The organism is Kocuria sp. LHG3120 (assembly GCF_049897445.1).
GTDB lineage: Bacteria > Actinomycetota > Actinomycetes > Actinomycetales > Micrococcaceae > Kocuria > Kocuria rosea.
The window spans coordinates 64176-87765 of sequence record NZ_JAFCWG010000009.1 but is presented as its reverse complement, the minus strand read 5'-3'; the positions used below and the strand labels follow the sequence as shown (position 1 = coordinate 87765).

Here is a 23590-nt window from a genome sequence, read left to right as displayed (position 1 = left end):
CCGCCCACAGGAAGCCAGCCCCATGAATGCCGTGGACCGCGGGGAGCACGACCAGGAGATCGCCCGAGAGCTCGAGAGGCTGCGCACCCATCTCACAGGGACGCTGGTCGAGCCCGACGACCCGCTCTACGACGAGGCGAGACGGGTCTGGAACGGCATGGTCGACGTGCGGCCCCGCGCTGTCGTGCAGGCCGGCGCGGTGTCCGACATCGACCCGGTGCTGGCCGCCGCGCAGCACACGGACCTGCCGCTGGCGGTCCGCGGCGGCGGGCACAACGTGGCCGGCCACGGCACCGTGGAGGGCGGGCTCGTCCTGGACCTCGGCGCGCTGCGGCGGGTCGAGGTGGACCCGGGGACCCGGCGCGTGACCGTGGAGCCGGGCGCCACCCTGGCCGACGTCGACCGCGCGACCGTCCCGCACGGTCTCGCAGTGCCCCTCGGCGTGGTGAGCGCCACCGGGGTCGCGGGCCTGACCGTGGGCGGGGGCGTCGGCTGGCTGACGCGCAGCAACGGCCTGAGCCTCGACAACCTCGTGGACGCCGAGGTGATCACCGGGACCCGGGAGCACCTGCACGCCAACGCGGAGCACAACCCGGACCTGTTCTGGGGGATCCGCGGCGGCGGGGGGAACTTCGGCGTCGTGACCTCCTTCACGTTCCAGGCCAGGGAGCTGCCCGCCTCCGTGCTGGGCGGGAACCTGTTCTACCGGCGCGAGCACTGGCGCGCGGCCCTGCAGGCCTTCGCCCGCTGGACCGACGACCTGCCGGACGAGATGAACGGCATCGTCTCGATCCTCCGGCTGCCGCCCAGCTTCGGGATGGGCGACGAGCCCTGGCTGATCATCGCCTTCGCCTGGATGTCGCCCGACCACGCCGAGGGCCTGCGCCTGGTCGACCGGCTGCGGGCCGACGCCCCGCCGGACGAGGAGGAGGTCGGCCCGGTGCAGTGGACCGAGTGGCAGTCGGCCATGGACGTGCTCTTCCCGAAGGGGGCCCGCGGCTACTGGAAGAACGCCTCGTTCTCCCGTCTGGACGACGAGGTGGTCGACGCCCTGCTCGGCGCCGCCTCGGAGATCACCTGGTTCGGCACGGGCATCGACATCCACCACATGGAAGGGTTCTTCGGGCGGGTGCCCGCCGGCGCCACCGCCTTCCCCAACCGGTCCGCGCGGTACTGGCTCAACGTCTACGGCTACTGGCCGGACGCCGCCGACGACGCCCGCCTCACGGCGTTCGCCCGGAAGGCCCACGCCGCCGTGGAACCGTTCGCCGACGCCGGCCTCTACGTGAACTTCCTCGGTGCCGAGCACGGCCCCGTCACGCCCGAGGCCGCGCGGCAGGCCTACGGGGAGCGGACGCACCGGCGTCTCGTCGAGCTGAAGAACCGCTACGACCCGGGCAACCTGTTCCGGCTCAACCACAACATCCTGCCGAACGTCGCCTGACGCGAGGCGTCAGGGCGCGCCGAGCAGCCGGAGCACGGCCGCCGCGACCGCCCCCAGCACCACCACCAGCAGGAACGGGGCCCGCAGCATCAGGGCCGTTCCCGCCACGAGCAGCGCGCCCAGCCGGGCGTCCAGCACCAGCTCCTGGCCGGAGCCGAACGCGTTCATGACCACGAGCGCGGCGAGCAGACCCACGGTGACGGTGCCGGCCATGCGCCCGACGCGCGGGTCGTCCAGCACACGGTCCGGCACGAGGTAGCCGACGAGCTTCAGGGCGTAGGCGAGCGCGCACGCCCCGAGCACCCAGAACCACATGCTCACGCCTCCGCCCCCTCGGCGCCAGGGCCGGACGCCGCGCCGGACGGGGCCGGCCCGGGACCGCGGGAGCGGCCCAGGAACGCGGCGACCACGGCGGCCACGAGGATCGGCAGGCCCGCCGGCAGCACCGGGATCGTCAGGGCCGTGACGAGGCCGCAGACCACCGCGACCGCCACGGGCTCCCGGGCGCTCAGCCGCGGCCACAGCAGGCCCAGGAACGCGGCCACCGCGGCGCCGTCCAGGCCCCACCGCGCGGGATCGCCGAGGGCGTTGCCCAGCAGGGCGCCCAGCACGGTGAACAGGTTCCAGAGCGCGAACACGCCCAGGCCCGCGGTCCAGAAGCCCCGCCGCTCCTCGACGGGGTGCACCTGGGAGGACGCGGCCGCGTTGGACTCGTCGATGGTCACGTGCGCGGCGAGGAGCCGGCGCCAGCCCCGCGGGCGGACGAGGGCGTTCATGCTCATCCCGTAGACGGCGTTGCGGATCCCGAGCAGCGTGGCGGCGCCCAGCGCCGAGGCCCCGGCCCCTCCGCCCGAGACCACGCCGATGAAGGCGAACTGGGAGCCGCCCGTGAACATGAGCGCGGACAGGGCGACGGTCTGCCAGAAGGTCAGTCCCGCCGCCACGGACAGGGCGCCGAAGGAGATGCCGTACAGCCCGGTGGCCACGGACACGGACAGCCCGATCCGGACCGCCGGCGAGGACCGCCAGTCGACCGGAGCCGCGTGGCTCACGAGGCGCCTCCGGGAACGGCGGAGACCCCGCCCGTGCCCGCCTCGGCCGCAGCCGGGGTCTCGGCCGGGCTCTCGTGCGGCGCCGCCGGGGCGCGGCGCCCCTGGGCGGCGTCGAGGGCGTCCAGGGCCTGGACGAGGGCGAGGTGGGTGAAGGTCTGCGGGAAGTTGCCGGTCATCCGCCGCTGCTCGGGCGACCACTCGGTGGAGAGCAGCCCGAGGTCGTTGGCGCGGGACAGCACGGAGTCCACGAGCTTCCGGGCGCTGTCCGTGCGGCCCGAGCGCGCGTACTGGGCGGCGAGCCACAGGGACGCGCCGAGGTGCGGGTTGTCCTGGCCCGGGAAGCCGTCCACCCCGATGACCCCGGCGTACGCGTCGGGGTCATCGGGGTCCACCGGGCCCAGGACGTTGCGGTAGCGGTGGATGAGCCCGCTGGGGTGCCGCAGCTCCTCCTCGATCCGCCGCACGGTGCCGAGCATCCGCTCGTCGTCGTAGGCCACGAACCCCACCTGCGGCAGCTGGAGCAGGGAGGCGTCCACGGTCTTCGCCCCGTAGTACTGCACGAAGGAGCCGACCTCGGGGTCGTAGCCGCTGGTCCAGATCTCCTCCGCGAGGGCGTCCCGCAGCTGCTCCCACAGCTGCGCGTCGCCGGGCAGGCCGTGCACGCGCACGGCGTCCACGCCGCACTGGAGCGCCGCCCACATCAGCACGCGCGAGTGCGTGTAGTACTGCCGTTCGCCGCGCATCTCCCAGAGGCCCTGGTCCGTGACCTCGTAGTTCTCCACGACCGAGCGCAGCATCGCCTGCTGCAGGGGCCAGGAGAGGTGGTCCTCCACGGCGCCGCGCCGGCGGAGCTTCTCGAACACCACCATGACGTGCCCCACGGCGTCCGACTGGTGCTGGCCCGCGGCGCCGTTGCCCTCGCGGACCGGCCGGGAGCGCTCGTAGCCGGGCAGGTCGAGCTGGTGCTCGCGCCCGCGGCGCTCCCCCGCGACCCCGTAGATGTTCTGCAGGTCGTGCGGGTCGCCCGCCACGGCGCGCAGGAGCCAGTTGCGCAGCTGGGCGGCCTCGCGGTCGTGGTCGTGGTCGAGCATGACCTCGAGGGCCATCGCGGCGTCCCGCAGCCAGGCGAAGCGGTGATCCCAGTTGCGCTCCCCGCCCACCACGTCCGGCAGGGACGTGGTGGGGGCGGCCACGAGCCCGCCCGTCTCCTGGTGCATCAGCGCCCGCACCACGAGCAGCGAGCGCCGGACCACGTCCGAGCGCCGGGCCACGGCGTGGCCGCGGACCGGGACGATGTGCACGGGCTCGTCCTCCCCGACGGCCGGCGGGGAGTACAGCCCGGACCAGTCCTGCCACAGCTCCACGGTCCGGGTGAGCTGCTCGTTGACGTCGACCGGCGCCGGGGGCGTGCGGTGGGACGGGAAGTGCGTGAGGACGAAGTCCCGTGCCTGGCCGGCGGAGACGGTGAAGGTCCCGCGGTGGCGGCGCTCGTCGTCGTCGTCCGTGGACTCGGGGAGGGGCTCACCGCGCAGGACGAGGGCGTCCGGGCCGGCCATGGCCACGAGCATGGGGGGCGCGGGGTCGCCGCCGCCGGGGTCCTCCTCCCCCTCGAAGCGGCTGACCCAGGGGACCACGGCGCCGTAGCCGAAGCGCACCCGCAGCTCGTGGTACATCTCGACCTCGCCGGTGAGGCCCTCGACGCGGCGGACCACGTCCGTGCGGGAGGTCAGCGGGAGGAAATCGGTCACGCGCACGGACCCCGAGTCGGTGACCCACACGGTCTGCAGCACGAACGTGTTCTCCACGTAGAACCGCTCGGCGACCTGGGCGCCGCTGTCCTCCTCGTCGAGGACCTCGCCGTCGGCCCCCTCCGCGACCGTGCAGGCGGGGGCGAGCAGCCACCGCCCGTGGTCGGGCTCCCCGAGCAGGGCGCCGAAGACCGAGGGGGAGTCGAACCGGGGCGCGCACAGCCAGTCGATGGACCCGGTGCGGGAGACGAGCGGACCCGTGCGCATGTTCGAGAGCAGGGCGTAGTCCTCGATCAGTGAAGCCATGCCTCAAGATTGGCACATCGCCGGGCCGCGGCGGACCGGCCGCTTGAGCTATACCCCCAAGGGGTATACAGTGGTTGCAGGACGACCGAGGAGGACCCATGACCCAGACCCCGCCGCACGGGTACACCCAGGACAAGGACGCGTACCTCAAGCGCCTGCGGCGCATCGAGGGCCAGGTCCGGGGCATCCACCGGATGGTCGAGGAGGACAAGTACTGCATCGACGTCCTCACCCAGATCTCCGCGATCCAGTCAGCCCTCAAGGCCGTGAGCCTGGGCCTGCTGGACGAGCACCTGAGCCACTGCGTCGTGGGCGCCGTCGAGGCCGCCCAGGAGTCCGGGGACGTCACGAGTGTCGACGACAAGCTCCAGGAGGCGTCCGCGGCCATCGCGCGCCTGCTCAAGAGCTGACCCACCCCGCTGAACCACCCCACCGAAACCCCGAGGAGCCCATCGTGCAGACCACCGTCAACGTTTCCGGAATGACCTGCGGCCACTGCGTCAGGTCCGTCACCGAGGAGCTCACCGAGCTGGAGGGCGTCGAGTCCGTCGACGTCGACCTCGTGGCCGGCGGGGTCTCCCCCGTGGTCGTGACGTCCACCCGCGAGCTGTCGGCGGCCGAGATCGAGGAGGCCGTCGAGGAAGCGGGGTACACCGTTGCCTGAGACCCGCACGCCCGTCCCCACCGAGGTCGCCGGGCATCTGCGCACCCTCGAGCTCGAGATCACGGGCATGACGTGCTCCTCGTGCGTCAGCCGGGTCGAGAAGAAGCTGGGCCGGCTCGACGGCGTCGACGCCTCCGTCAACCTCGCCCTCGAGACCGCCACCGTCCACGTCCCCGCGGGCGTGAGCGACCAGCAGGTCGTCGAGACGGTCGAGAAGGCCGGGTACGGGGCCGTCCTCAAGAACGCGCCCGGGGGCGACGACGCCGGCGGCCCGGACGGCTCCGACGCCATGGCCCGGGTCGCCGGGCGCGAGGCGTCCTCGCTGCGCTCGCCCGAGTCCCTGCGCCGGCGCCTCCTCGTGGCGGCCGCGCTCTCCCTCCCGGTGTTCGTGATCTCGATGCTGCCCGGCTTCCAGTTCCCGCACTGGGGCTGGGTGGTCGCGGCCCTGAGCCTGCCGGTCGTGACGTGGGCCGCGTGGCCGTTCCACCGCTCGGCGGCGGTCAACGCCCGGCACCTGACCTCCACCATGGACACCCTCGTGTCCCTGGGCGTGTCCGCCGCGTACCTGTTCTCGCTGTGGAACCTGCTGCGCGAGCCCGGCATGACGGCCGGCGCGATGCTCGGCCACGCGATGGACATGAGCGGGCACCAGCTCTACTTCGAGACCGGCGCCCTGGTCACCGCATTCCTGCTGCTGGGCCGCTACCTGGAGGCCCGGGCGAAGGCCCGCTCCGGCGAGGCGCTGCGCGCGCTGCTGGAGCTCGGCGCGAAGGACGCGGTGGTCCTGCGGGACGGTGTGGAGACGAGCGTGCCCGCGGAGCAGCTGCGCCCGGGGGACCTGGTCGTCGTGCGCCCCGGCGAGAAGATCGCCGCCGACGGCGTGGTCGTGGACGGCCGCGCGGCCGTGGACACGTCCCTGCTCACCGGCGAGTCCCTCCCGGTGGAGGTGGAGGTCGGCGACACCGTCACCGGCGCCACGATCAACACCAACGGCCGGCTGCTGGTCGAGGCGACCCGCGTGGGCGCCGACACCACCCTGGCCCAGATGGGCCGGATGGTGTCCCGGGCGCAGGCGAGCAAGGCCCCCGTGGCACGGCTGGCCGACCGGATCTCCGGGGTCTTCGTCCCGGTCGTCCTGGTGATCGCCCTCGCCACGCTGGCCGGCTGGCTCCTGCTGACCGGGGACGTGAACGCGTCCTTCGTGGCCGCGGTCTCCGTGCTCGTGATCGCCTGCCCCTGCGCCCTCGGCCTGGCCACCCCCACGGCCCTGCTCACCGGCACGGGGCGCGGCGCGCAGCTGGGCATCCTGATCAAGGGCGCCGAGGTGCTCGAGGACACCCGCACCGTGGACACCGTGGTGCTGGACAAGACGGGCACCGTCACGAGCGGGCAGCTCTCCGTGGCGGCCGTGACGCCCGTGTCCGGGTACTCCCGGGACCAGGTGCTGGACCTCGCGGCCACCGTGGAGCAGCACTCCGAGCACCCCATCGCGCGGGCGGTGGCCGCGGCCACCCCGCACCGGTTCCCGGTCTCCGGGTTCGTCTCGGCCCCCGGCGGCGGCGTCCGCGCGCACGTGGCGGACGGGATGCACTCCCGCTCGGTGGTGGTCGGGCGCACCACGTGGCTGTCCGAGAACGGCGTGCGCCTGGACGGCGCCCAGCTCGACGCGCTGCGCCGCGCCCAGGAGGGCGGGTTCACCACGATCCTCGTGGCCGTCGACGGGGCCCTCGTCGGCTTCGTCGACCTGCGCGACACCGTCAAGGACGACGCCCGCGAGGCGGTCGCCCGGCTCAAGGAGCTGGGCCTGCGGCCCATGCTGCTGACTGGCGACAACGAGCCCGTGGCCCGGGCCGTCGCCGCGGAGGCGGGCATCGCCGCCGAGGACGTCGTGGCCGACGTCAGCCCGGAGGGCAAGGTCGCGGTGGTCCGCGACCTCCAGGACGACGGCCGCGTGGTCGCCATGGTGGGCGACGGGGTCAACGACGCCGCGGCCCTGGCGCAGGCCGACCTCGGGATCGCGATGGGCGCCGGCACGGACGCGGCGATCGAGGCCGCGGACATCACGGTGGTGCGCAGCGACGTCGGGTCGGTGCCCACGGCCATCGCCCTGTCCCGCCGGACCCTGTCGATCATCAAGTCGAACCTGTTCTGGGCCTTCGCCTACAACACGGTGGCCATCCCCGTGGCCGCCGCGGGGCTGCTTAACCCCGTGATCGCGGGTGCCGCCATGGCCTTCAGCTCCGTGTTCGTGGTGCTGAACTCTCTGCGGCTGCGGAGCTTCGGCCGCTGAGCCCGCCGGACACGACGACGCCCCGGGAAGGACCATCGGCCCTTCCCGGGGCGTCGTGCGTTGTGTCAGGCGCTGGTCCGGGGTCAGACGGAGCCCGGGTCGACCGGGCTCTCCTCGTTCTCCTCGAGCTCGGGCACCTCGGACTTGTGGTCCTCCTGGGCCACGTCCGTGGGGTCCTCGTCGGCGCCGTCCTCCTGCTGGTCGGCCATCCGCTGCTGGACCTTGCGCTCGAACTCCTCGTCGCCCTCGGTGGGCGGTTCCGGCTGCTGGCTCATGCTGGTTCCCGTCGTCCGGTCTCGAGCAGGGCGCGGGTTCGGGCCCTGCTGCTCAGGTGCCGTCCCAATCTACCCAGCGCCCGGCCGGACGCGACAGGGCTGTCCACCGGAGCGGGCCCCTCCCGGGAGCGGGCGCGGAGCGCGCAGGGCCCCGGAACGAGCGGGACCCCCGGGCGAGCGGGGTCCGGCTCGTTCGGGGGCCTCAGGCGGGCGGGATGCTCAGGCGGGCGGGATGCTCAGGCGCGCGGGGCGGGGCCGTCGTCGTCCGGGCCGTCCGCCGGGGCGGAGCCGTCGGCGGGGCGGCGGCCGAGGAGGTCTTCGCCCTCGGTGTCGGGCCGGACGCGCTGGCCGAACTCGGCCTCGCCGGGGGGCCGCGCGGCGGCCTGCCGCCGGGCCCGGGCCTCGGCGTAGAGCTTGGCCGAGGAGCGGTTGACGCCCGTGCCCGCGCCGAGGTGGGGGTCGTTGGGCTTCTCCACGATCATCAGCGTGGCGCTGATCACGAGCGTCACGATGAACGCGATGCCGGCGGCGATGAAGGCGAGGTCCAGGCGCAGGGCGTTGTCCGTGCCGCCGCTGGCGAAGATGCCCACGGCGACGAACGCGATCGCCGCGAGCACGGCGGACAGGATCAGGGGGCCCTTGACGTCGGCCCGGAAGCCGCCTCTCGAGCCCTTGCGCTGTGCCACTGGTCCTCCTCGTGAGCTGATGTCCCCGGCGGGGCCGGGGCCTGCCGTGCGGTAGCCCAGTCTACGCGGTCCCGGCGGGGGCCCGTCCCCGGCGGTCCTCGTGCCGGAGCGTGAGGGCGGCCAGCAGGTGGGTGACGCCGATGACCACCGCGGCGGCCCCCACCACCCCGAAGAGCGCCTTGGGGCCGAGGTCCACCACGAGCACGAGACCGGTGGCGGCGAGGACCGTGACCAGCCCGGCGATGGTCCAGTCGCGGCCCAGCGGGAAGGTCGTGCGGAACTTCAGCCCGAGCGCCAGCTCCGTGAGCCCGGCCAGGCCCATGATGGACGCCGCGTAGACCACGAGCCACGCGGGGGTGTCGGCGCCGAGGATCGTGAAGACCCCGCCCAGGAGGTACAGCACGCCGTAGGACTGCGGGATCTGCCGGGTGGGGCCCATGTCCACGTGGTCGTTGCCGTTGAGGCGCAGCTGCAGGAGTACGCTCGCCGCGCCGGTGAGCACGAGGTACAGCCCCACGCCCCAGGCCACCACGGGCAGCGTCGGCTCCTGCCAGAACACGGTCACGGCGCCGAACACCAGCGCCACGAGCGCGCGCAGCAGCGTGGGCGCGAACAGGTCGCGGTGGATGCCGGTGCTCGGGTCGGGGTTCACGGTGCGCCTTTCGGGAGCGTGCTCGCGGGAGGGCCCCGGCGGGGAGACCCCCGGGGCACCGGCCAGTCTAGCGACCGCGTGCGGGGCCGGGCGCCGAGAGCACCCGGGCCAGGACCGCGAGGGCGTCCGGCAGGGCGTCCCCCTCCGGGGCGGCACCGGTGGCGCCGAAGCCGACGACGACGCCGCGGCGGCCGCCCCCCGCGCCGTGCGCCCAGTACGAGCCCAGCGCCGCCACCCGCACGCCCGCGGCCGCGGCCCGATCCACGACGTCCTGCTCCGCCAGGGGCACCTCCCCGGTGAACTCGAGGACGGCGTGCAGCCCCCCGTCCATGGGCACGGCCCGCACCCCGTGGACCCCGGCGAGGGCCGCGGTGAGCAGGTCCCGCCGGCGCCGGTACTCCCGCCGCATCCGGGCGGTGTGCCGGCGCAGGCCGCCGTCGGCCAGGAAACGGGCCATGGCGTCCTGGGCGACCGCGGAGGCCGGGTTGCCGAGGTCCGTGCGCAGCCGCAGCAGGTCCTCCCGGAGGGCGGGCGGGGCCAGCAGGTAGCCGACCCCCAGCCCGGGCGCGAGGACCTTGGTGAACGAGCCCAGCGTGGCCACGTGGCCGCCGTCGCCGAGCAGCCGGCCGGGGGCGGGGGGCTCCGGGACGGCGCCCGGGGCGTGTTCGAGGGAGGACAGCGCGGGCAGCGGCTCGCCCACGTAGCGCAGCTCGGAGTCGTAGTCGTCCTCCACGATCAGCGCGTCGTGGGCGCGCGCCCAGCCGAGCAGCTCGAGCCGGCGGGCGGCGGGCATCGACGCCCCGAGGGGGTACTGGTGGCTGGGGGTGACGATCACGGCGTCCGGGGGCCGCTCGATCTCCCACTCCCCCGGGCCGGCCCACGCCCCGGACGGCAGCCGGGCGGGGTCGAGGCCCTGGTCGTCGATCGGCACCGGCAGCACCTCGTGGCCGAGCCGCTCCGGCACCCGGCGCAGCGAGGGGTAGCCGGGGTCCTCGACGGCGACGCGCAGCCCGCGGCCCGCGTGGCCGCCGAGCACCGCGAGCAGCAGCTGGAGCCCGTCCCGCGCGCCCGCCGTGACGAAGAGGTCCTCGGGGTCCCGGACCACGCCGCGCATCAGCCGCAGGTGCTCGGCGATCTGCTCGCGCAGCGGCTCCGAGCCCTGGGGCGGGGGCGCCCCCGTGCCGGCGGCGGCCGCGGCGTCCCGCCACGCGGCGCGCCACTGCGGGGTGGCCAGCCGTCCGGTGTCGGGCCGGCCGGGCGTGAGGTCGATCATGGGCCGCTCCCGGGTCCGGCGCCGCGGCGCCGCGGCCGGGCGGGGGCCGGGCCGGGCCGCCGGGGGCTCCGTGCGGGAGCGGGCCAGGTCGGGGTGGACCACCGTGGCGCCGTTGGTCGCGTGCAGATAGCCCTCGCCGTGGAGCTGGTCGTAGGCGGTGACCACGGAGCCCCGCGAGATCCCCAGCCGGGCGGCGAGCCCACGGGTGGAGGGCAGCGCGTCCCCCGGGCGCAGGGTCCCGGAGACCACCAGCTCCCGCAGCTGCTGGACGAGCTGGGCGGGCAGCGGCGCGGGATCGGCCCGGTCGACGCGCACGGGCAGCTCGACGTCGTGGGGGTGCCGCACGGTCCGCTCCTCTCCCTCGGAACTCCTGTGGTCCAACAGATTCTATCGATGGTGGACCTGTCGGTGGACCACTTCCGGCCGCAGGATGGACTCCATGACCGATCTGCAGACTGCCCATGCCCAGAACCCCGCCGGCGGCACCACCCGCCCCACCGCCTCGGACGCGACCCCGCTGACCGGCTCCCCGCTCGTCAAGCGCGGCCTCGCCGACATGCTCAAGGGCGGCGTCATCATGGACGTCGTCACCGCCGAGCAGGCCCGCATCGCCGAGGACGCCGGCGCCGTGGCCGTGATGGCCCTCGAGCGCGTGCCGGCCGACATCCGCGCCCAGGGCGGCGTGGCCCGCATGTCCGACCCCGACCTGATCGAGGGCATCCAGGCCGCCGTCTCCATCCCCGTCATGGCGAAGGTGCGCATCGGCCACTTCGTGGAAGCGCAGGTGCTCGAGCACCTGAAGGTCGACTACATCGACGAGTCCGAGGTCCTCTCCCCCGCCGACTACGTCAACCACATCGACAAGCAGCGCTTCACCGTCCCGTTCGTGTGCGGGGCCACCAACCTGGGCGAGGCCCTGCGCCGGCTCGCCGAGGGCGCCGCGATGATCCGCTCCAAGGGCGAGGCCGGCACCGGCGACGTCTCAGAGGCCACCAAGCACATCCGCACCATCCGCGGGCAGATCGCCGAGCTGCAGGCCCTCTACCGGATCTCCCCCGACGCCCTCTACGTGAAGGCGAAGGAGCTCGCGGCCTCCTACGACATCGTCCTCGAGGTCGCCCGCACCGGGAAGCTGCCGGTCGTGCTGTTCACCGCCGGCGGCGTGGCCACCCCCGCGGACGCCGCCATGATGATGCAGCTCGGTGCCGACGGCGTGTTCGTGGGCTCCGGGATCTTCAAGTCCGGCAACCCCGCGGCCCGGGCGCAGGCCATCGTGAAGGCCACCGCCTACTTCGACGACCCCGAGAAGATCGCCGAGGCCTCCCGCGGGCTCGGCGAGGCGATGGTCGGCATCAACGTGGGCGACCTCCCGGCCCCGCACCGGCTCGCGGAGCGCGGCTGGTGAGTTCCGCGCCCCGCGTGGGCGTCCTCGCCCTCCAGGGCGGGGTCGCCGAGCACGCCGCGATGCTGCGGGAGCTGGGCGCCGAGCCCGTGCTCGTGAAGACGGCCGAGCAGCTCGCCGGGCTGGACGCGATCGTCCTGCCCGGCGGGGAGTCCTCCACCGTGGACCGGCTGCTGCGCCTGTTCGGGCTGCGGGAGCCGCTGCGGGACGCCGTGCTCGGCGGCCTGCCCACGCTGGGCACGTGCGCCGGCCTCATCCTGCTCGCGTCCGGCATCGAGGACCCCGCCCCCGGCCAGCAGACCCTCGAGGTCCTGGACGTCACCGTGGCCCGCAACGCGTTCGGACCCCAGACGGCCTCCGAGGAGGTCGTGCTCGCGTGGGGCCGCGGCGGGGACGTGGTGCGCGCGGCCTTCATCCGCGCCCCCGCGGTGACCCGCGTCGGCGAGGGCGTCGAGGTCCTCGCCCGGCACCGGGGCGAGGTGGTCGCGGTGGCGAGCGGCGCCGTCGTCGGCATCTCGTTCCACCCCGAGCTGACCGGGGAGACCACGGTGCACCGGCACCTGCTCTCCCTCGTGGCCGCCCGGCGCGGACTCCCCGCCTGAGCCGCCCCGCCCCGTGCGGGGCGGCTCAGTAGCTGCCGGACGCCCCGCCGCCGGTGAAGCCGCCGCCCCCGCCGAACGAGGAGCCGCCCTGCCCGTCACCGCTCGTGCCGCCGCCCGAGCCGCCGGAGTACAGCCCCGGGTTGGCCAGGTAGAGCGGGAGCCACACGGCCGGGTTCGTGACGGCGTCCGGCTTGCGGTGGTGGTAGCGGTACGTCCGGTACGCCGCGTGCTGCTCCTCGGTGAGCCGCAGCTCCGGGTCGCGCTGCCGGGCCGCCCGCAGCTCCTCGTCGGCGATCCGGCGCCGGCGGCGGAGGTCCGCGGCGATCCACCACGCCACCAGCACGCCGACCAGGCCGAAGCCGCCCGCGACCCAGCCGAGCAGGGCCCAGTCGAAGGGCTCCCGCGGCGGCTCCCCGCCCTGCGCGTAGACGTGGATCTGCTCGACGGCCTCGCCGAGGCCCTGCGCGTAGCGCTCGTCCGCGAAGGCCGGCGCCAGCACGTCCTCCACCACGCGTTCCGCCTCGTCGTCCGAGAACCGCTCGCGCACCCCGTCCGCGGTCTCGATGCGCAGCTCCCGGTCCCCGGTGGCGGCGACCACGAGCACGCCGTTGTCCGCCCCGGCGTCGCCCACCTCCCAGGCGGTGGCGACCTCGCGGGCGTAGTCCTCGATCGACCCGGTCGCCTCCTCCACCGTGAGCACGGCGACGCGTGCCGCGTCCGTGCCGGCCCCGCGGTCCTCGATCAGGGCGTCGAGCTGCTGCTCCTGCGCGTCCGTCAGGACGCCGGCGGAGTCCAGGACGTTGGACCCGGCCGGCCGGGCGGGGACCTCCACCGGGTCCTCCGCCCCCCCCCCGAGCACCCGGTGAGCGCGGCGAGGGCCAGGGCGGTCGCGGCGAGTGCTCTGCGGTCCACGGTGTGCTCCCGTCCGTCCGCGGGCGCTCCGCGGGCTCGTCCCCAGGATGGCCCGCCGGCACCGCTCGGCGGATCCGCCCGCAGGAGGAGCCCCCGGTCCTGGACGGGCGGGGTCTCCTCCTGCGGGCGGACGGGTCAGCTCTTCCGGCGGGCCGGGACCACCATCACGGGGCCCTCGCCCTCCTGCAGCACGGCCTGGGAGACGGAGCCCATGAGCAGCCCGCGGAACCCGCCGTAGCCGCGGCTGCCGACCACCACGAGCTCCGCCGACCGCCCGGCCTCCACGAGCTGGTCCGCCGGCTGGCCGGAGAAGACGAACGTCTCGACGTCCAGCTCCGGGTGGTCCTCCCGGACCGACTCCGCCACCTGGTCCACGAGGGACTGGGCGGGCTCGGTGAGCTGCTCGCGCACGGCCCGGTCCAGGTCCGCGGAGCCCGTCGGCATGCTCAGCGCCTCCGGCACCACGGTGACCAGCGCCAGGCCCGCGCCGTGCCGTGCGGCGTACCGCCCGGCCGCCAGGACGGCCGGGTTGTCCCGGCCGAGCCGGTCCACGCCGACCACCACGCGGCCCGCGAAGGGGCCGGTCGCCCCGCGGGCGTCCCGTGCCCGCGGGTCCCAGCGGTCCGGGAGGACGATCACGGGGCACTTCGCGTGCGCCGCCGCCGCGGCCGTGACCGATCCGAGGCGGCCGCGCACCCCGCGCCGGCCCCGGCGGCCGAGCACCAGGGACGCGGCGTCCTCCGACTCGTGCACCAGCACCCCGGCCGCGTCACCGCGCTCGACGACCGCGACCGCGGTGACGCCGGCGTCCCGGGCCCGGGTGACGGCGGCGGCGGCGACCTTGTCCGCCTCCTCCTCGATCGCCTCCAGGAACGGCCCGTAGAGACTGGGGTCCACGGCGACGGGCCGGCCCATGGAGACCACCACCCTGAGCTCGCCGGCGAGGGTGCCGGCCTCCTGGATCGCCCAGTCCAGGGCCCGTTCGCTGTTCTCGGAGCCGTCGTAGCCGACGACGATCTGTTCCGGCATGGGGTGCCGCCTCCTGGTCTCGCCGTGGGGGTGGGGTGCTCAGGGGCGGTGCGCGGGCACCACCATGACCGGGCCGGTGGCGTTCTCCAGCACCGCCTGGGAGACCGAGCCGAGCAGCAGCCCCCGGAAGCCGCCGATGCCGCGGGAGCCCACCACGACCATGTCCGCGGAGTGCGTGGCGTTCATCAGGATGCGGGCGGGCCGGCCCACGAAGATGTGGTGCTCGACCGTCAGCTCGGGGTGCTGCGCGGCGATCTCGTCGGAGATCTGGGTGAGCTTCTGGTCCGCCTCGTGGAAGTACCGGGCCTGGTTGAACTCGTCCTGGAACCAGGAGGGCGTGCCGGACAGGGCCCCGTTCACGGAGACCAGCGCCAGGGCCTTGCCGTGCTCCTGGGCGTAGGCCACGGCCTTGCCCAGCGCCGGGCTGCGGGAGCCGAGGGCGTCCAGGCCCACGACCACCCGGCCGGTGAAGTCGATCTGGTCGGCCTTGACCGGCCCGTCGGCCTCGAGCGCGAAGTCGCCCGCGCTGCCGCCGCGCCGCTCGGGGTGCCGTTCGGGGCTCCGGCTCTCGGCGGCCTCGGGGACGATGATCACCGGGCACTTCGCGTGCGCGGCGACCGCCGCGGACACCGAGCCCAGCCGGCCGCGCAGCGCGCCGCCGCGGCCGCGCTTGCCCATGACCACGAGCGCGGCCTCGCCCGACTGCTCCACGACGGCCTTGGCGGCGTCCCCGCCCGCCTCCACGACCTCGACGGGCAGCCCCGCCTGCTCCACGGTCTGCCGGGCCTCGGCCAGGTGGCCGGCGTTCTCCTTCATCACGGCCTCGGTGAACCGCATCTCGAGGCCGGGGTCCCCGACCCCGATGACCGGATAGGCGCCGAGCAGGCGCACGGTCAGGTCCTGGGCGCGGGCCTCCTCGAGGGCGCGCTCGAGCGCGTGGCGGGCCTGGTCGGATCCGTCGATGCCGACGAGCACGACGTTGTGCCCGGAGTCGGCGGTGGGCTGGTTCTCTGCGCGAGGATCACTGTTCATGTCTGCATCGTAGGTGATCCGCCCCACAACACCGGGTGCGCTCCGGGTTGTTACCGTGCGTTCCGGAGCAGCCAGGAGTCGCCGCGGGCCCGCAGCCCCAGGGTCAGGGCCCGGGCCCCCAGGTAGCCGCCGGCGTAGGCGGTCCACAGCCACACGAACCCTCCGGTCCCCGTCCCGGCGGAGTGCGCCACGAGCAGCAGCAGCGGGGCGTAGACCGCCAGGTTGAGCACTCCGGCCACCGCGAGGTAGCGGGCGTCCCCGGCCCCGATGAGCACCCCGTCCAGGACGAAGACGTACGCGGCCAGCGGCTGGCCGACCGCCACCACCAGCAGGGCCGCCGCGAACAGGGCCTGCACCGCGGGATCGGGGCTGAGCAGGAACCCCAGCCGGGTGCCGACCAGGGCCACCAGGAGGCCCGTGACCACGCCGAAGCCGAGCCCCCACAGGACCAGCCGGTTCATGAGAGCCCGGACCGCCCGCCGCTGCACGGGGTCGGTCACGTCCCGCGCCCCCATGTCCCGGCCCAGCAGCGCCTGCGCCGCGATGGCGAGGGCGTCGAGGGCGTAGGCCAGGAAGTTGAAGAACGTCATCACGAGCTGGTGCGCGGCGAGGTTCTGGGCGCCCTGTCCCGTGACCACCAGGACGGTCGCGAGGATCGCGACCCGCAGGGAGACGGTGCGCAGCATGAGCCAGGAGCCCACCGTGAGGTGCGAGCGCAGCCGGGGCCACGTGGTCGCGGGCCCCACGCCGTGCTCGCGGGCGAGCCGGCGGAGGATCCGCAGGTACGCCAGCGCCATGGCCCACTGCACGGCGCTCGTGCCGATCGCCGCGCCGGCCACCCCCAGGCCCGCCCCGTGCACGAGCAGGAGGTTGAGCCCCGCGTTGGCCGCGGCCCCGACCCCGGCGATGAGCAGCGGGGTCCTGGTGTCCTGGAGGCCGCGGAGCACACCGGTGGCCGCGAGCACCAGGAGCATGGCGGTCAGTCCGGGCAGGGACCAGTGCAGGTAGACGACGGCGTGCTCCAGGACCTCGCCGCGCGCGCCCATCAGCGCCAGCAGCGGCCGGCCCAGCGCCCAGCCCGCCGCGGACAGGAGCAGGCCGAACCCCGCGGCCACCCACAGCCCGTCCCGGCCCACCGCCACGGCCTCCTGGAGCCGGCCCGCACCGAGGTGCCGGGCCACCGCAGGGGTGGTGCTGTAGGCGAGGAAGACCATGAGCCCCACGACCGTCTGCAGGACGGCCGCGGCCACGCCCACGCCGGCGAGCTGGGGGGTGCCGAGGTGGCCGACGATCGCGGAGTCCGCCAGCAGGAACAGCGGCTCGGCCACGAGCGCCCCGAAGGCGGGGACGGCCAGGGCCAGGATCTGCCGGTTGAGGCCGCGGGGGCGGGAGGTCGTCGTCACCGGTCCAGGCTACCGACGACCTCCCGCCCCCCGCGGCGCACCCCCGGACGGGACGCGGCCCGGGAGCGGCGGTGCTCAGAAGGGGTAGTGCGGGACGTCCGGGCTGATCGTGATCCACTGCGTCTCGGTGAACGCGTCGATGTTGGCGGTCGGCCCGCCGAACCGGGAGCCGGTGCCGGAGGCGCCCATGCCGCCGAAGGGGGCGTTGGCCTCGTCGGCGACCGTCATCTCGTTGATGTGGATCTTGCCGGAGCGGATCCTGTCGGCGATCTTCATGGCCTCGCCGACGTCCCCGACGATGGACACCGAGAGCCCGTACTCGGAGGCGTTGGCGAACTCCACCGCCTCCTCCGCACTGGACACCTTCATCACGGGCGCCACCGGCCCGAAGATCTCGTCCTTCCAGGCCGTCATCTCGTGGGTCAGCTCGGAGAGCACCGTGGGCCGGTAGAACAGGCCCTCGTGGGACCCCCCGGCCACCACCCGGGCGCCGGCGATGGCGGTCTCCTGCACGATCGCGTCGATGGCCTTGAGCTGGCGCTCGTCGATGATCGGGCCGAGGTGCACGGGTCCGCCGGAGGGGTCCCCGACCACCAGGGCCTCCGCCTTCGCCGCGAGCTTGTCCACGTACTCGTCGTGCAGGTCCTCGTGCACCAGGTGGCGCCCGGTGGTCATGCAGATCTGTCCCTGGTGGAAGAAGGAGCCCATCGCCCCGACCCCCGCGGCCAGGTCCACGTCCGCGCCGGGCAGGACGATGACCACGTTGTTGCCGCCCAGCTCGAGGTGGGCGCGCTTGAGGTGCTGCGCCGCCGCGGCGCCCACGTGCCGGCCGGCGGCCGTGGACCCGGTGAAGGACACGACGTTCACGTGCGGGGCCTCGACCGTGGCGGCCCCGACGTCACCGCCGCCGGGCAGCAGCTGCAGGACGCCGGGCGGCAGCCCGGCCTCCTCGAAGACGCGCATGATGAGCGCGCCGCCGGTGACCGAGGTGCGGGGGTCCGGCTTGAGCAGCACCGCGTTGCCCAGGGCCAGGGCGGGGGCCACGGAGCGGATCGAGAGGATCAGCGGGAAGTTGAACGGCGAGATCACGGAGACCACCCCGACCGGCACCCGGCGGGACAGCGACCAGTGCGGGGCGTCGGAGGGCAGATACTCCCCGTGCGGGTGGCTCGGCAGCGCCGAGGACTCGTAGCACTCCGCGGCCGCAACCGAGGCCTCCAGCCCGGCCTTGGGCTGGATCGCCCCGGTCTCCCGGACCACCCAGTCCATGACCTCCTCGGCGTGCTCCTCGAACAGCAGGCCGGCGCGACGCAGCACCGCGGCGCGCTCGGAGGGCTTCAGCGCCGCCCACTCCTTCTGGGCCGCTGCGGCCTTCTCGGCCGCCTCGTACACGTCCTCGGGGGAGGCGAAGCCGATCTGCCCCAGCGTCTCGTCCGTCGACGGGTTCGTGACGTCCTCGGTGCCGCCGCGGCCGTCGCGCCATCCGTTGACGTAGATCTTTCCGGTCCACACCGATGTGTCCAGCAGTGCCATGGGTCGAACTCCTCGGGTTCCGGCCGCGGGTCGGACCGCCGGACGGCGGGGTGACCCACGGCACACGTGCAGTGCGGATTATTCTGCGCCTTCCTGGGAGCGCGCACGGAACGCCGCGCGGACGCCGTCACAGCCCCCGGAGGCGGTCCATCTCCCGGCGGTCCTTCTTGGTGGGCCGCCCGGTGCCCCGGTCCCGCCGCGGGACCGCGGCGTGCAGCGCCGGGGGCGGGGGCGGGCTGTGGTCGACGTAGGCCTTCGCGGCGACGGGCGCCCCGACGCGCTTGGTCAGCAGCTGCACCACCTCCAGGACCTGTTCGTGACCGGGACGGCGCACGGTCACCCGCTGGCCGGGCCGCACCGGCTGGGCGGCCTTGACCGAGGTGCCGTCGATCTTCACGTGGCCGGCGCGGCACGCGGCCGTGGCGGCGGAGCGGGTCTTGAACACGCGCACCGCCCACAGCCACACGTCCACGCGCACGCTCGCGGGGGCCTGCGGCGCGGTCATCGCGCGCCCCGGTCGCTGCGGCGCTGGTCCTCGGTGCGGGTCATGGGGCCATTGTGCCGAATCCGCCGAGCACGGCCGACGCCGGACGGCTCCGCCGCGGCCGCCCGGGCGCGCCGCCCCGGAGGTGTCGCCCGGAGTGGGGACAATGAATTGACTACCGACCAGTGGTGTGCAACATCCCGGCAACGCGCGAACACCTACACTGAGGCACATTCACCGGCGGGCCGCGCACGGGGCACGACGCCGTGCAGCCGGCGGCGGCCCGCCACCTCCCGAGGGAAGGACAGATCCATGAAGAGCAGGTTCCACGGGGCAGCGACCCTGTCCGTGCTGGCCGTCTCCGCGCTGGCCCTGAGCGCGTGCACGAGCACCGGAGGGGGCGAGGAGGCCGCCGGCGAGGGCGAGCTGAGCCTGATCAGCTCCGGCACCCTCACGGTCTGCTCGGACATCCCCTACGCCCCGTTCGAGTACGTCGAGAACGGCGAGACCGTGGGCTTCGACATCGACCTGGTCGACCGGATCGCACAGGACCTCGGCGTGGAGTCGAACGTCATCACCACGCCCTTCGAGGCCATCGAGACGGGCTCCGCGCTGGACACCGACCAGTGCGACCTCGCCGCGTCCGGCATGACGATCACCGAGGAGCGCGAGTCGGTGATGGACTTCTCCGAGCCGTACCTCGACGACAACCTCGCCCTCCTGGTCGCGCCCGGCTCGGACATCCGTTCCGTGGCGGACATCGCGGGCAAGCGCATCGGCGTGCAGCAGGCCACCACCGGGGAGGCCTACGCCCAGGACAACGGGGCGGACGTGGTCCAGTACGAGACCTCCTCGCTGATGATCCAGGGGCTCAACACCGACGACGTCGAGGCCGCGCTCGGCAACATCTCCGTGACCGGCCCCGCGATCGAGGACAACCCCGAGCTGCAGCTGGTCGAGGAGATCGAGACCGGGGAGCAGCTGGGCCTGGCCGTCAAGACCGGCAACACGGCCCTGCTGGAGCGGGTCAACGAGACGCTGGCGGCCATGCAGGAGGACGGCTCCCTCGAGGAGCTCGAGGCCGAGTGGCTGGGCGCCGACGAGGCGGCAGGGTCCGCGAGCCCGGAGCCGGCCGCGAGCTGACCCGTCGTCGCCCCCGGTGCACGGGGGTGACGAGCAGCACGGACGCCGTGGCCCGCGCGAAGCGGGCCGCGGCGCCGTCGTCCGCAGGCTGGAGCCGGGCGGACGCCCCCGCGCCCTCCGCCCCGCCACGACGACAGGGGAAGCTCCCGTGACCACCGACTCCGGCCTCGAGCTGCAGCACGTCCATCCCGGCGTCCGACCGCAGGACGACCTGTACCGCCACGTCAACGGCGGCTGGATCGAGGCGCACGAGCTGCCGGACGACCGTGCGTTCGACGGCGCCTCCGCGATCCTCACCGACCGGAACACGCAGCGGGTGCACGAGATCGTGCAGGAGGCGCCCGCCGGGTCGCGGATGGGGGCGCTGTACCGGTCCTTCCTCGACGAGGCGCAGATCGAGCGCCGCGGCCTGGCCGCCCTGGACCCGGACCTCGCGGTGCTCGACGCCGCCCGGGGCCGGGAGGGACTCGCCCGCGCCTCGGCCGCCCTGCACCGCACCGGCGTGGACGGGCCGCTGTCCTTCTTCGTGGAGAACGACTCCCGGGACTCCTCCCGCTACTCCTTCTTCCTGCGTCAGGACGGGCTGTCCCTGCCCACGGACAGCTACTACACGGACCCGCAGCACGAGCGGCTGCGCACGGCGTTCACCGCCCACGTCGCGGCGATGCTCGAGCTCGCGGGCCTGCCGGCCCGCTGGGGCGTGCCCGCCCGGGACGCCGCGGCGACCGTGCTCGCCATGGAGACGCAGCTCGCCGCCGCCCACTGGGACACCGTCTCCGCACGGGACGTCGAGGAGATGTACAACCCCGTGGACGTGGCCGGCCTGGAGGCCATGGCGCCCGGCTTCCCGTGGACGGCGTGGCTCGAGGGCACCGCCCCGGAGCGCGGCGCGGGGATCTTCGACCGGGTCATCGTGCGCCAGCCCTCCTTCGTGGCGCAGCTGGGCGGGCTGTGGCAGGAGTGGTCCGAGGAGCAGATCCGGATCTGGCAGTCGTGGCGGATCGTGTCCAAGCGCGCCCCGTTCCTGCCCCGGCCGTTCGTCGAGGAGAACTTCCGCTTCTACAGCACCGCCCTGTCCGGGATCACCCGCCCCCGCGAGCGCTGGAAGCGGGCCGAGTTCCTGGTCACCCGGATCCTCGGCGACGACGTGGCGCGCGAGTACGTGGCCCGCTGGTTCCCGCCGGCGCACAAGGCCCGGGTGGAGCAGCTCGTGGCGCACCTGCTGGCCGCGTACCGGGAGCGGATCTCGCGGCTCGAGTGGATGTCGGGGGCCACCCGGGCCCGCGCCCTGGAGAAGCTGTCCACGTTCACCGTCAAGGTCGGCTACCCGGAGACCTGGCGGGACTACTCCTCCCTGGAGCCGGACCCCGAGGACCTGCTCGGCAACGTCCGGGCGGGGCTGGCGCTGGAGCACGACCGCACCGTCGGGAAGATGGGCACCCCCGTGGACCGCGGCGAGTGGTTCCTCTACCCCCACTGGGTCAACGCCTACTTCCACCCCGTGCTCAACGAGGTGGTCTTCCCCGCCGGGATCCTGCAGCCGCCGTTCTTCGACATCGAGGCCGACGACGCCGTGTGCTACGGCGCGATCGGCTCCGTGATCGGCCACGAGATCGGCCACGGCTTCGACGACCAGGGCGCCAAGTACGACGCCCGGGGCCACCTGGAGAACTGGTGGACGGACGAGGACCGGGCGGAGTTCGCCCGGCGCACCGCCGCGCTCGTCGCCCAGTACGACGGCTGCACGCCGCGCGGGCTGGACCCGGCCCGGCACCGCGTCAGCGGGGCCTTCACTGTGGGCGAGAACATCGGGGACCTGGGCGGGCTGGAGATCGCCCTGGTGGCCTACCGGATGTCCCTGGCCGAGCGGGGCCTGGACCAGGACAGCGCGCCGGTGCTCGACGGCCTGACCGGCGCGGAGCGCTTCTTCTACGCCTACGCGGCGCTGTGGCGCTCGACCGCCCGGGAGCAGGAGCTGGTCAACCGGCTGGCCACCGACCCGCACGCCCCGGACGAGTTCCGCTGCAACCGGGTGGTGCAGAACATGTTCGCGTTCCACGACACCTTCGGCACCCACCCCGGCGACGGCCTGTGGCTGCCCCCGGAGGAGCGCGTCAACATCTGGTGAGTCGGTACGGCTAGTCCAGGACCGGCAGCTCGGTGGTCTCGAAGCGCTCCCGGAAGAAGGCCGGGTTGCGCCGGTACTGGACGAGCATCATCGCGACGCCTAGCAGCAGGATGCCCACCCCCAGGAGGAACACGAGGCCCACGCCGCCGATCTGCGACCCGGAGCCGTAGTCCGGGTCCATCGAGTCGTAGGCCGTCTGCCCGAAGAACACGAGCAGCAGGATCCCCCCGAGCAGCGGTGCGAGGAACTTGGTGAACGCGTTCTTCGGCCCCCGGAACGCCTCGCGGCGGAAGTACCAGACGCAGGCCAGGGCGGTGACCCCGTAGTAGAAGCAGACCATCATGCCGAGGGTGGTGATGGTGTCCCAGAGGACGTTCTCGGAGACCACGCGCATCACGGCGTAGAAGCCCGCGGAGATCACGGCCGCCGCGACCGTCGCGTAGCCCGGGGTCTGGAACCGCGGGGTGACCCGGGCGAACTTCCCCGGCAGCGCGCCGTAGTAGCCCATGGCCAGCATCGTGCGGGCCGGGGAGACGAACGTGGACTGCAGGGAGGCCGCCGAGGAGGACAGCACCGCGAGGGACATCAGGATCGCGAAGGGGCCCATCACGGGCCCCGCAAGGGCCGCGAAGATGTTCTCCTGGATCTCCTCGTTGCCCATGCCCAGCCCCTGGTCGGAGACCCCGGAGAACGTGAGCACCGCGAGGGCGATGGTCATGTAGAGGGCCACGATCACGAAGATGGTGGTCAGGGCGGCCCTGCCCGGGGTGGTCGCCGAGCCCTTGGTCTCCTCGTTGATGGTGAGCACCACGTCCCAGCCCCAGTAGATGAACACGGACAGGGACACGCCCGCCGCGAACGCGGAGAAGGACTCGACGCCGAACGGGTTGAACCACTCGGCGCGCACGGTGAGCCCCTCGTAGGCGGTGCCGGCGGCCACGTGGCCGAAGGCCGCGATCGAGAACCACAGGAGCACGACCGCCTGGAACGCCACGAGCACGTACTGGAACGCCTTGGTGGTCTCCATCCCGCGGTACGAGATCCAGGCGGCCAGGGCCACGAACACGAGGCACGTGGCCACGTTGACGGGCACGTTGCGCGTGAGCTCGGCGATGGCGTCGTTGCCGGTGATCTGGGCGAGGGCGAGGTAGAGGAAGTCCACGGCCACGCCGGCGAGGTTGGAGAGCACCAGGATGGTGGCGGCCAGCAGCCCCCAGCCGCCCATCCAGCCCAGCCACGGCCCGAAGGCCTTGGAGCCCCAGGTGAAGGTGGTGCCCGAGTCCGGCATGGCCCGGTTGAGCTGCTGGTAGCCGAAGGCCACGAGCAGCATGGGGATGAAGCCCACCAGGAAGATCGCCGGCAGGGAGGTGCCGACCTCCGCGGCGGTGGGGCCCAGGGCGGCGGAGAGGGTGTAGGCCGGGGCGATGCAGGAGACGCCGATGACCACGGAGCCGAGCAGCCCCACGGCGCCCTTGCTCAGGCCCTTGTCGGTGCCGGAGCGTGCCGGCGCCTCGATGTCGGAAGCGCTCATG

The 23590-nt window shown here is 74.2% G+C and carries 22 protein-coding genes; 8 read left to right on the top strand and 14 right to left on the bottom strand.

Going from position 1 to position 23590, the window contains the following annotated elements:
* Positions 1 to 22: 22 nt before the first annotated feature.
* A complete protein-coding gene (locus ACP7CD_RS16400) occupies positions 23 to 1444 on the top strand; it encodes an FAD-binding oxidoreductase (protein ID WP_144836402.1) in 1422 nt (473 codons plus the stop codon).
* 9 nt (positions 1445 to 1453) lie between these two features.
* Here the strand turns inward: ACP7CD_RS16400 and ACP7CD_RS16395 are convergent, their stop codons facing one another.
* The 3 genes from ACP7CD_RS16395 to ACP7CD_RS16385 are packed head-to-tail and all read right to left on the bottom strand — an operon-like array spanning position 1454 to position 4550.
* A complete protein-coding gene (locus ACP7CD_RS16395; protein WP_035925411.1) occupies positions 1454 to 1765 on the bottom strand; it encodes an AzlD domain-containing protein in 312 nt (103 codons plus the stop codon).
* Positions 1762 to 2496 (bottom strand): AzlC family ABC transporter permease, encoded by a 735-nt coding sequence (locus tag ACP7CD_RS16390; RefSeq protein WP_109221832.1) that lies wholly within the window; start codon positions 2494 to 2496, stop codon positions 1762 to 1764. The genes ACP7CD_RS16395 and ACP7CD_RS16390 overlap by 4 nt, the downstream gene beginning before the upstream one ends.
* The gene (locus ACP7CD_RS16385; RefSeq protein ID WP_229586907.1) at positions 2493 to 4550 is read right to left on the bottom strand and encodes a glycoside hydrolase family 15 protein; all 2058 of its coding nucleotides are present in this window, start codon (positions 4548 to 4550) and stop codon (positions 2493 to 2495) included. Before ACP7CD_RS16385 ends, ACP7CD_RS16390 begins: the two co-directional genes overlap by 4 nt.
* Before the next feature lie 98 nt (positions 4551 to 4648).
* Between ACP7CD_RS16385 and ACP7CD_RS16380 the strand changes: the two genes are divergently transcribed.
* The 3 genes from ACP7CD_RS16380 to ACP7CD_RS16370 all read left to right on the top strand — a co-directional run bounded on the left by ACP7CD_RS16380 (position 4649) and on the right by ACP7CD_RS16370 (position 7504).
* A complete protein-coding gene (locus ACP7CD_RS16380) occupies positions 4649 to 4960 on the top strand; it encodes a metal-sensitive transcriptional regulator (protein ID WP_017832956.1) in 312 nt (103 codons plus the stop codon).
* Positions 4961 to 5004: 44 nt separating this feature from the next.
* Positions 5005 to 5214, top strand: a complete 210-nt coding sequence (locus tag ACP7CD_RS16375; protein WP_017832955.1) for a heavy-metal-associated domain-containing protein — start codon at positions 5005 to 5007, stop codon at positions 5212 to 5214.
* Positions 5215 to 5281: 67 nt separating this feature from the next.
* A complete protein-coding gene (locus ACP7CD_RS16370; RefSeq protein ID WP_426120657.1) occupies positions 5282 to 7504 on the top strand; it encodes a heavy metal translocating P-type ATPase in 2223 nt (740 codons plus the stop codon).
* Between the two features lie 83 nt (positions 7505 to 7587).
* Here the strand turns inward: ACP7CD_RS16370 and ACP7CD_RS16365 are convergent, their stop codons facing one another.
* The 4 genes from ACP7CD_RS16365 to ACP7CD_RS16350 form a co-directional block, all read right to left on the bottom strand.
* A complete protein-coding gene (locus ACP7CD_RS16365) occupies positions 7588 to 7779 on the bottom strand; it encodes a hypothetical protein (RefSeq protein WP_017832953.1) in 192 nt (63 codons plus the stop codon).
* 236 nt (positions 7780 to 8015) lie between these two features.
* Positions 8016 to 8465 carry a hypothetical protein gene (locus ACP7CD_RS16360; RefSeq protein WP_017832952.1) on the bottom strand — a complete coding sequence of 150 codons (450 nt, stop codon included), beginning with the start codon at positions 8463 to 8465 and terminating at the stop codon, positions 8016 to 8018.
* Between the two features lie 61 nt (positions 8466 to 8526).
* Positions 8527 to 9117, bottom strand: a complete 591-nt coding sequence (locus ACP7CD_RS16355) for a DUF308 domain-containing protein (protein WP_017832951.1) — start codon at positions 9115 to 9117, stop codon at positions 8527 to 8529.
* Positions 9118 to 9184: 67 nt separating this feature from the next.
* A complete protein-coding gene (locus ACP7CD_RS16350; protein ID WP_426120644.1) occupies positions 9185 to 10735 on the bottom strand; it encodes a PLP-dependent aminotransferase family protein in 1551 nt (516 codons plus the stop codon).
* Between the two features lie 94 nt (positions 10736 to 10829).
* Here ACP7CD_RS16350 and pdxS point away from each other — a divergent pair, with 94 nt between their 5' ends.
* Both pdxS and pdxT read left to right on the top strand, forming a co-directional pair.
* Complete coding sequence (gene pdxS, locus ACP7CD_RS16345; RefSeq protein ID WP_017832949.1) at positions 10830 to 11795, top strand: pyridoxal 5'-phosphate synthase lyase subunit PdxS; 966 nt, start codon at positions 10830 to 10832, stop codon at positions 11793 to 11795.
* Positions 11792 to 12394, top strand: a complete 603-nt coding sequence (gene pdxT, locus ACP7CD_RS16340; protein ID WP_017832948.1) for a pyridoxal 5'-phosphate synthase glutaminase subunit PdxT — start codon at positions 11792 to 11794, stop codon at positions 12392 to 12394. Before pdxS ends, pdxT begins: the two co-directional genes overlap by 4 nt.
* Before the next feature lie 25 nt (positions 12395 to 12419).
* On the opposite strand, the gene ACP7CD_RS16335 is transcribed toward pdxT, so the two are convergent.
* The 6 genes from ACP7CD_RS16335 to ACP7CD_RS16310 form a co-directional block, all read right to left on the bottom strand.
* Positions 12420 to 13226 (bottom strand): TPM domain-containing protein, encoded by an 807-nt coding sequence (locus ACP7CD_RS16335; RefSeq protein ID WP_426120643.1) that lies wholly within the window; start codon positions 13224 to 13226, stop codon positions 12420 to 12422.
* A gap of 215 nt (positions 13227 to 13441) precedes the next feature.
* On the bottom strand, positions 13442 to 14335 hold the full coding sequence (locus ACP7CD_RS16330; protein ID WP_095649895.1) for a universal stress protein: 894 nt from the start codon (positions 14333 to 14335) through the stop codon (positions 13442 to 13444).
* Between the two features lie 39 nt (positions 14336 to 14374).
* The gene (locus ACP7CD_RS16325; protein ID WP_031282733.1) at positions 14375 to 15367 is read right to left on the bottom strand and encodes a universal stress protein; all 993 of its coding nucleotides are present in this window, start codon (positions 15365 to 15367) and stop codon (positions 14375 to 14377) included.
* 50 nt (positions 15368 to 15417) lie between these two features.
* Positions 15418 to 16770 carry an MATE family efflux transporter gene (locus tag ACP7CD_RS16320; RefSeq protein ID WP_035925389.1) on the bottom strand — a complete coding sequence of 451 codons (1353 nt, stop codon included), beginning with the start codon at positions 16768 to 16770 and terminating at the stop codon, positions 15418 to 15420.
* 75 nt (positions 16771 to 16845) lie between these two features.
* Entirely contained in the window at positions 16846 to 18303 is a 1458-nt protein-coding gene (locus ACP7CD_RS16315; RefSeq protein WP_017832943.1) for a benzaldehyde dehydrogenase, read from the bottom strand.
* A gap of 127 nt (positions 18304 to 18430) precedes the next feature.
* Positions 18431 to 18808: an RNA-binding S4 domain-containing protein gene (locus tag ACP7CD_RS16310; protein WP_109269219.1), complete on the bottom strand. Its 378-nt coding sequence runs from the start codon at positions 18806 to 18808 to the stop codon at positions 18431 to 18433.
* A 291-nt stretch (positions 18809 to 19099) separates the two neighbouring features.
* Here ACP7CD_RS16310 and ACP7CD_RS16305 point away from each other — a divergent pair, with 291 nt between their 5' ends.
* Both ACP7CD_RS16305 and ACP7CD_RS16300 read left to right on the top strand, forming a co-directional pair.
* On the top strand, positions 19100 to 19930 hold the full coding sequence (locus ACP7CD_RS16305) for an ABC transporter substrate-binding protein (protein ID WP_144836397.1): 831 nt from the start codon (positions 19100 to 19102) through the stop codon (positions 19928 to 19930).
* 148 nt (positions 19931 to 20078) lie between these two features.
* Positions 20079 to 22058 (top strand): M13 family metallopeptidase, encoded by a 1980-nt coding sequence (locus tag ACP7CD_RS16300; protein ID WP_426120642.1) that lies wholly within the window; start codon positions 20079 to 20081, stop codon positions 22056 to 22058.
* A gap of 10 nt (positions 22059 to 22068) precedes the next feature.
* On the opposite strand, the gene ACP7CD_RS16295 is transcribed toward ACP7CD_RS16300, so the two are convergent.
* Complete coding sequence (locus ACP7CD_RS16295; protein ID WP_035925380.1) at positions 22069 to 23589, bottom strand: APC family permease; 1521 nt, start codon at positions 23587 to 23589, stop codon at positions 22069 to 22071.
* Position 23590 lies beyond the last annotated feature (1 nt).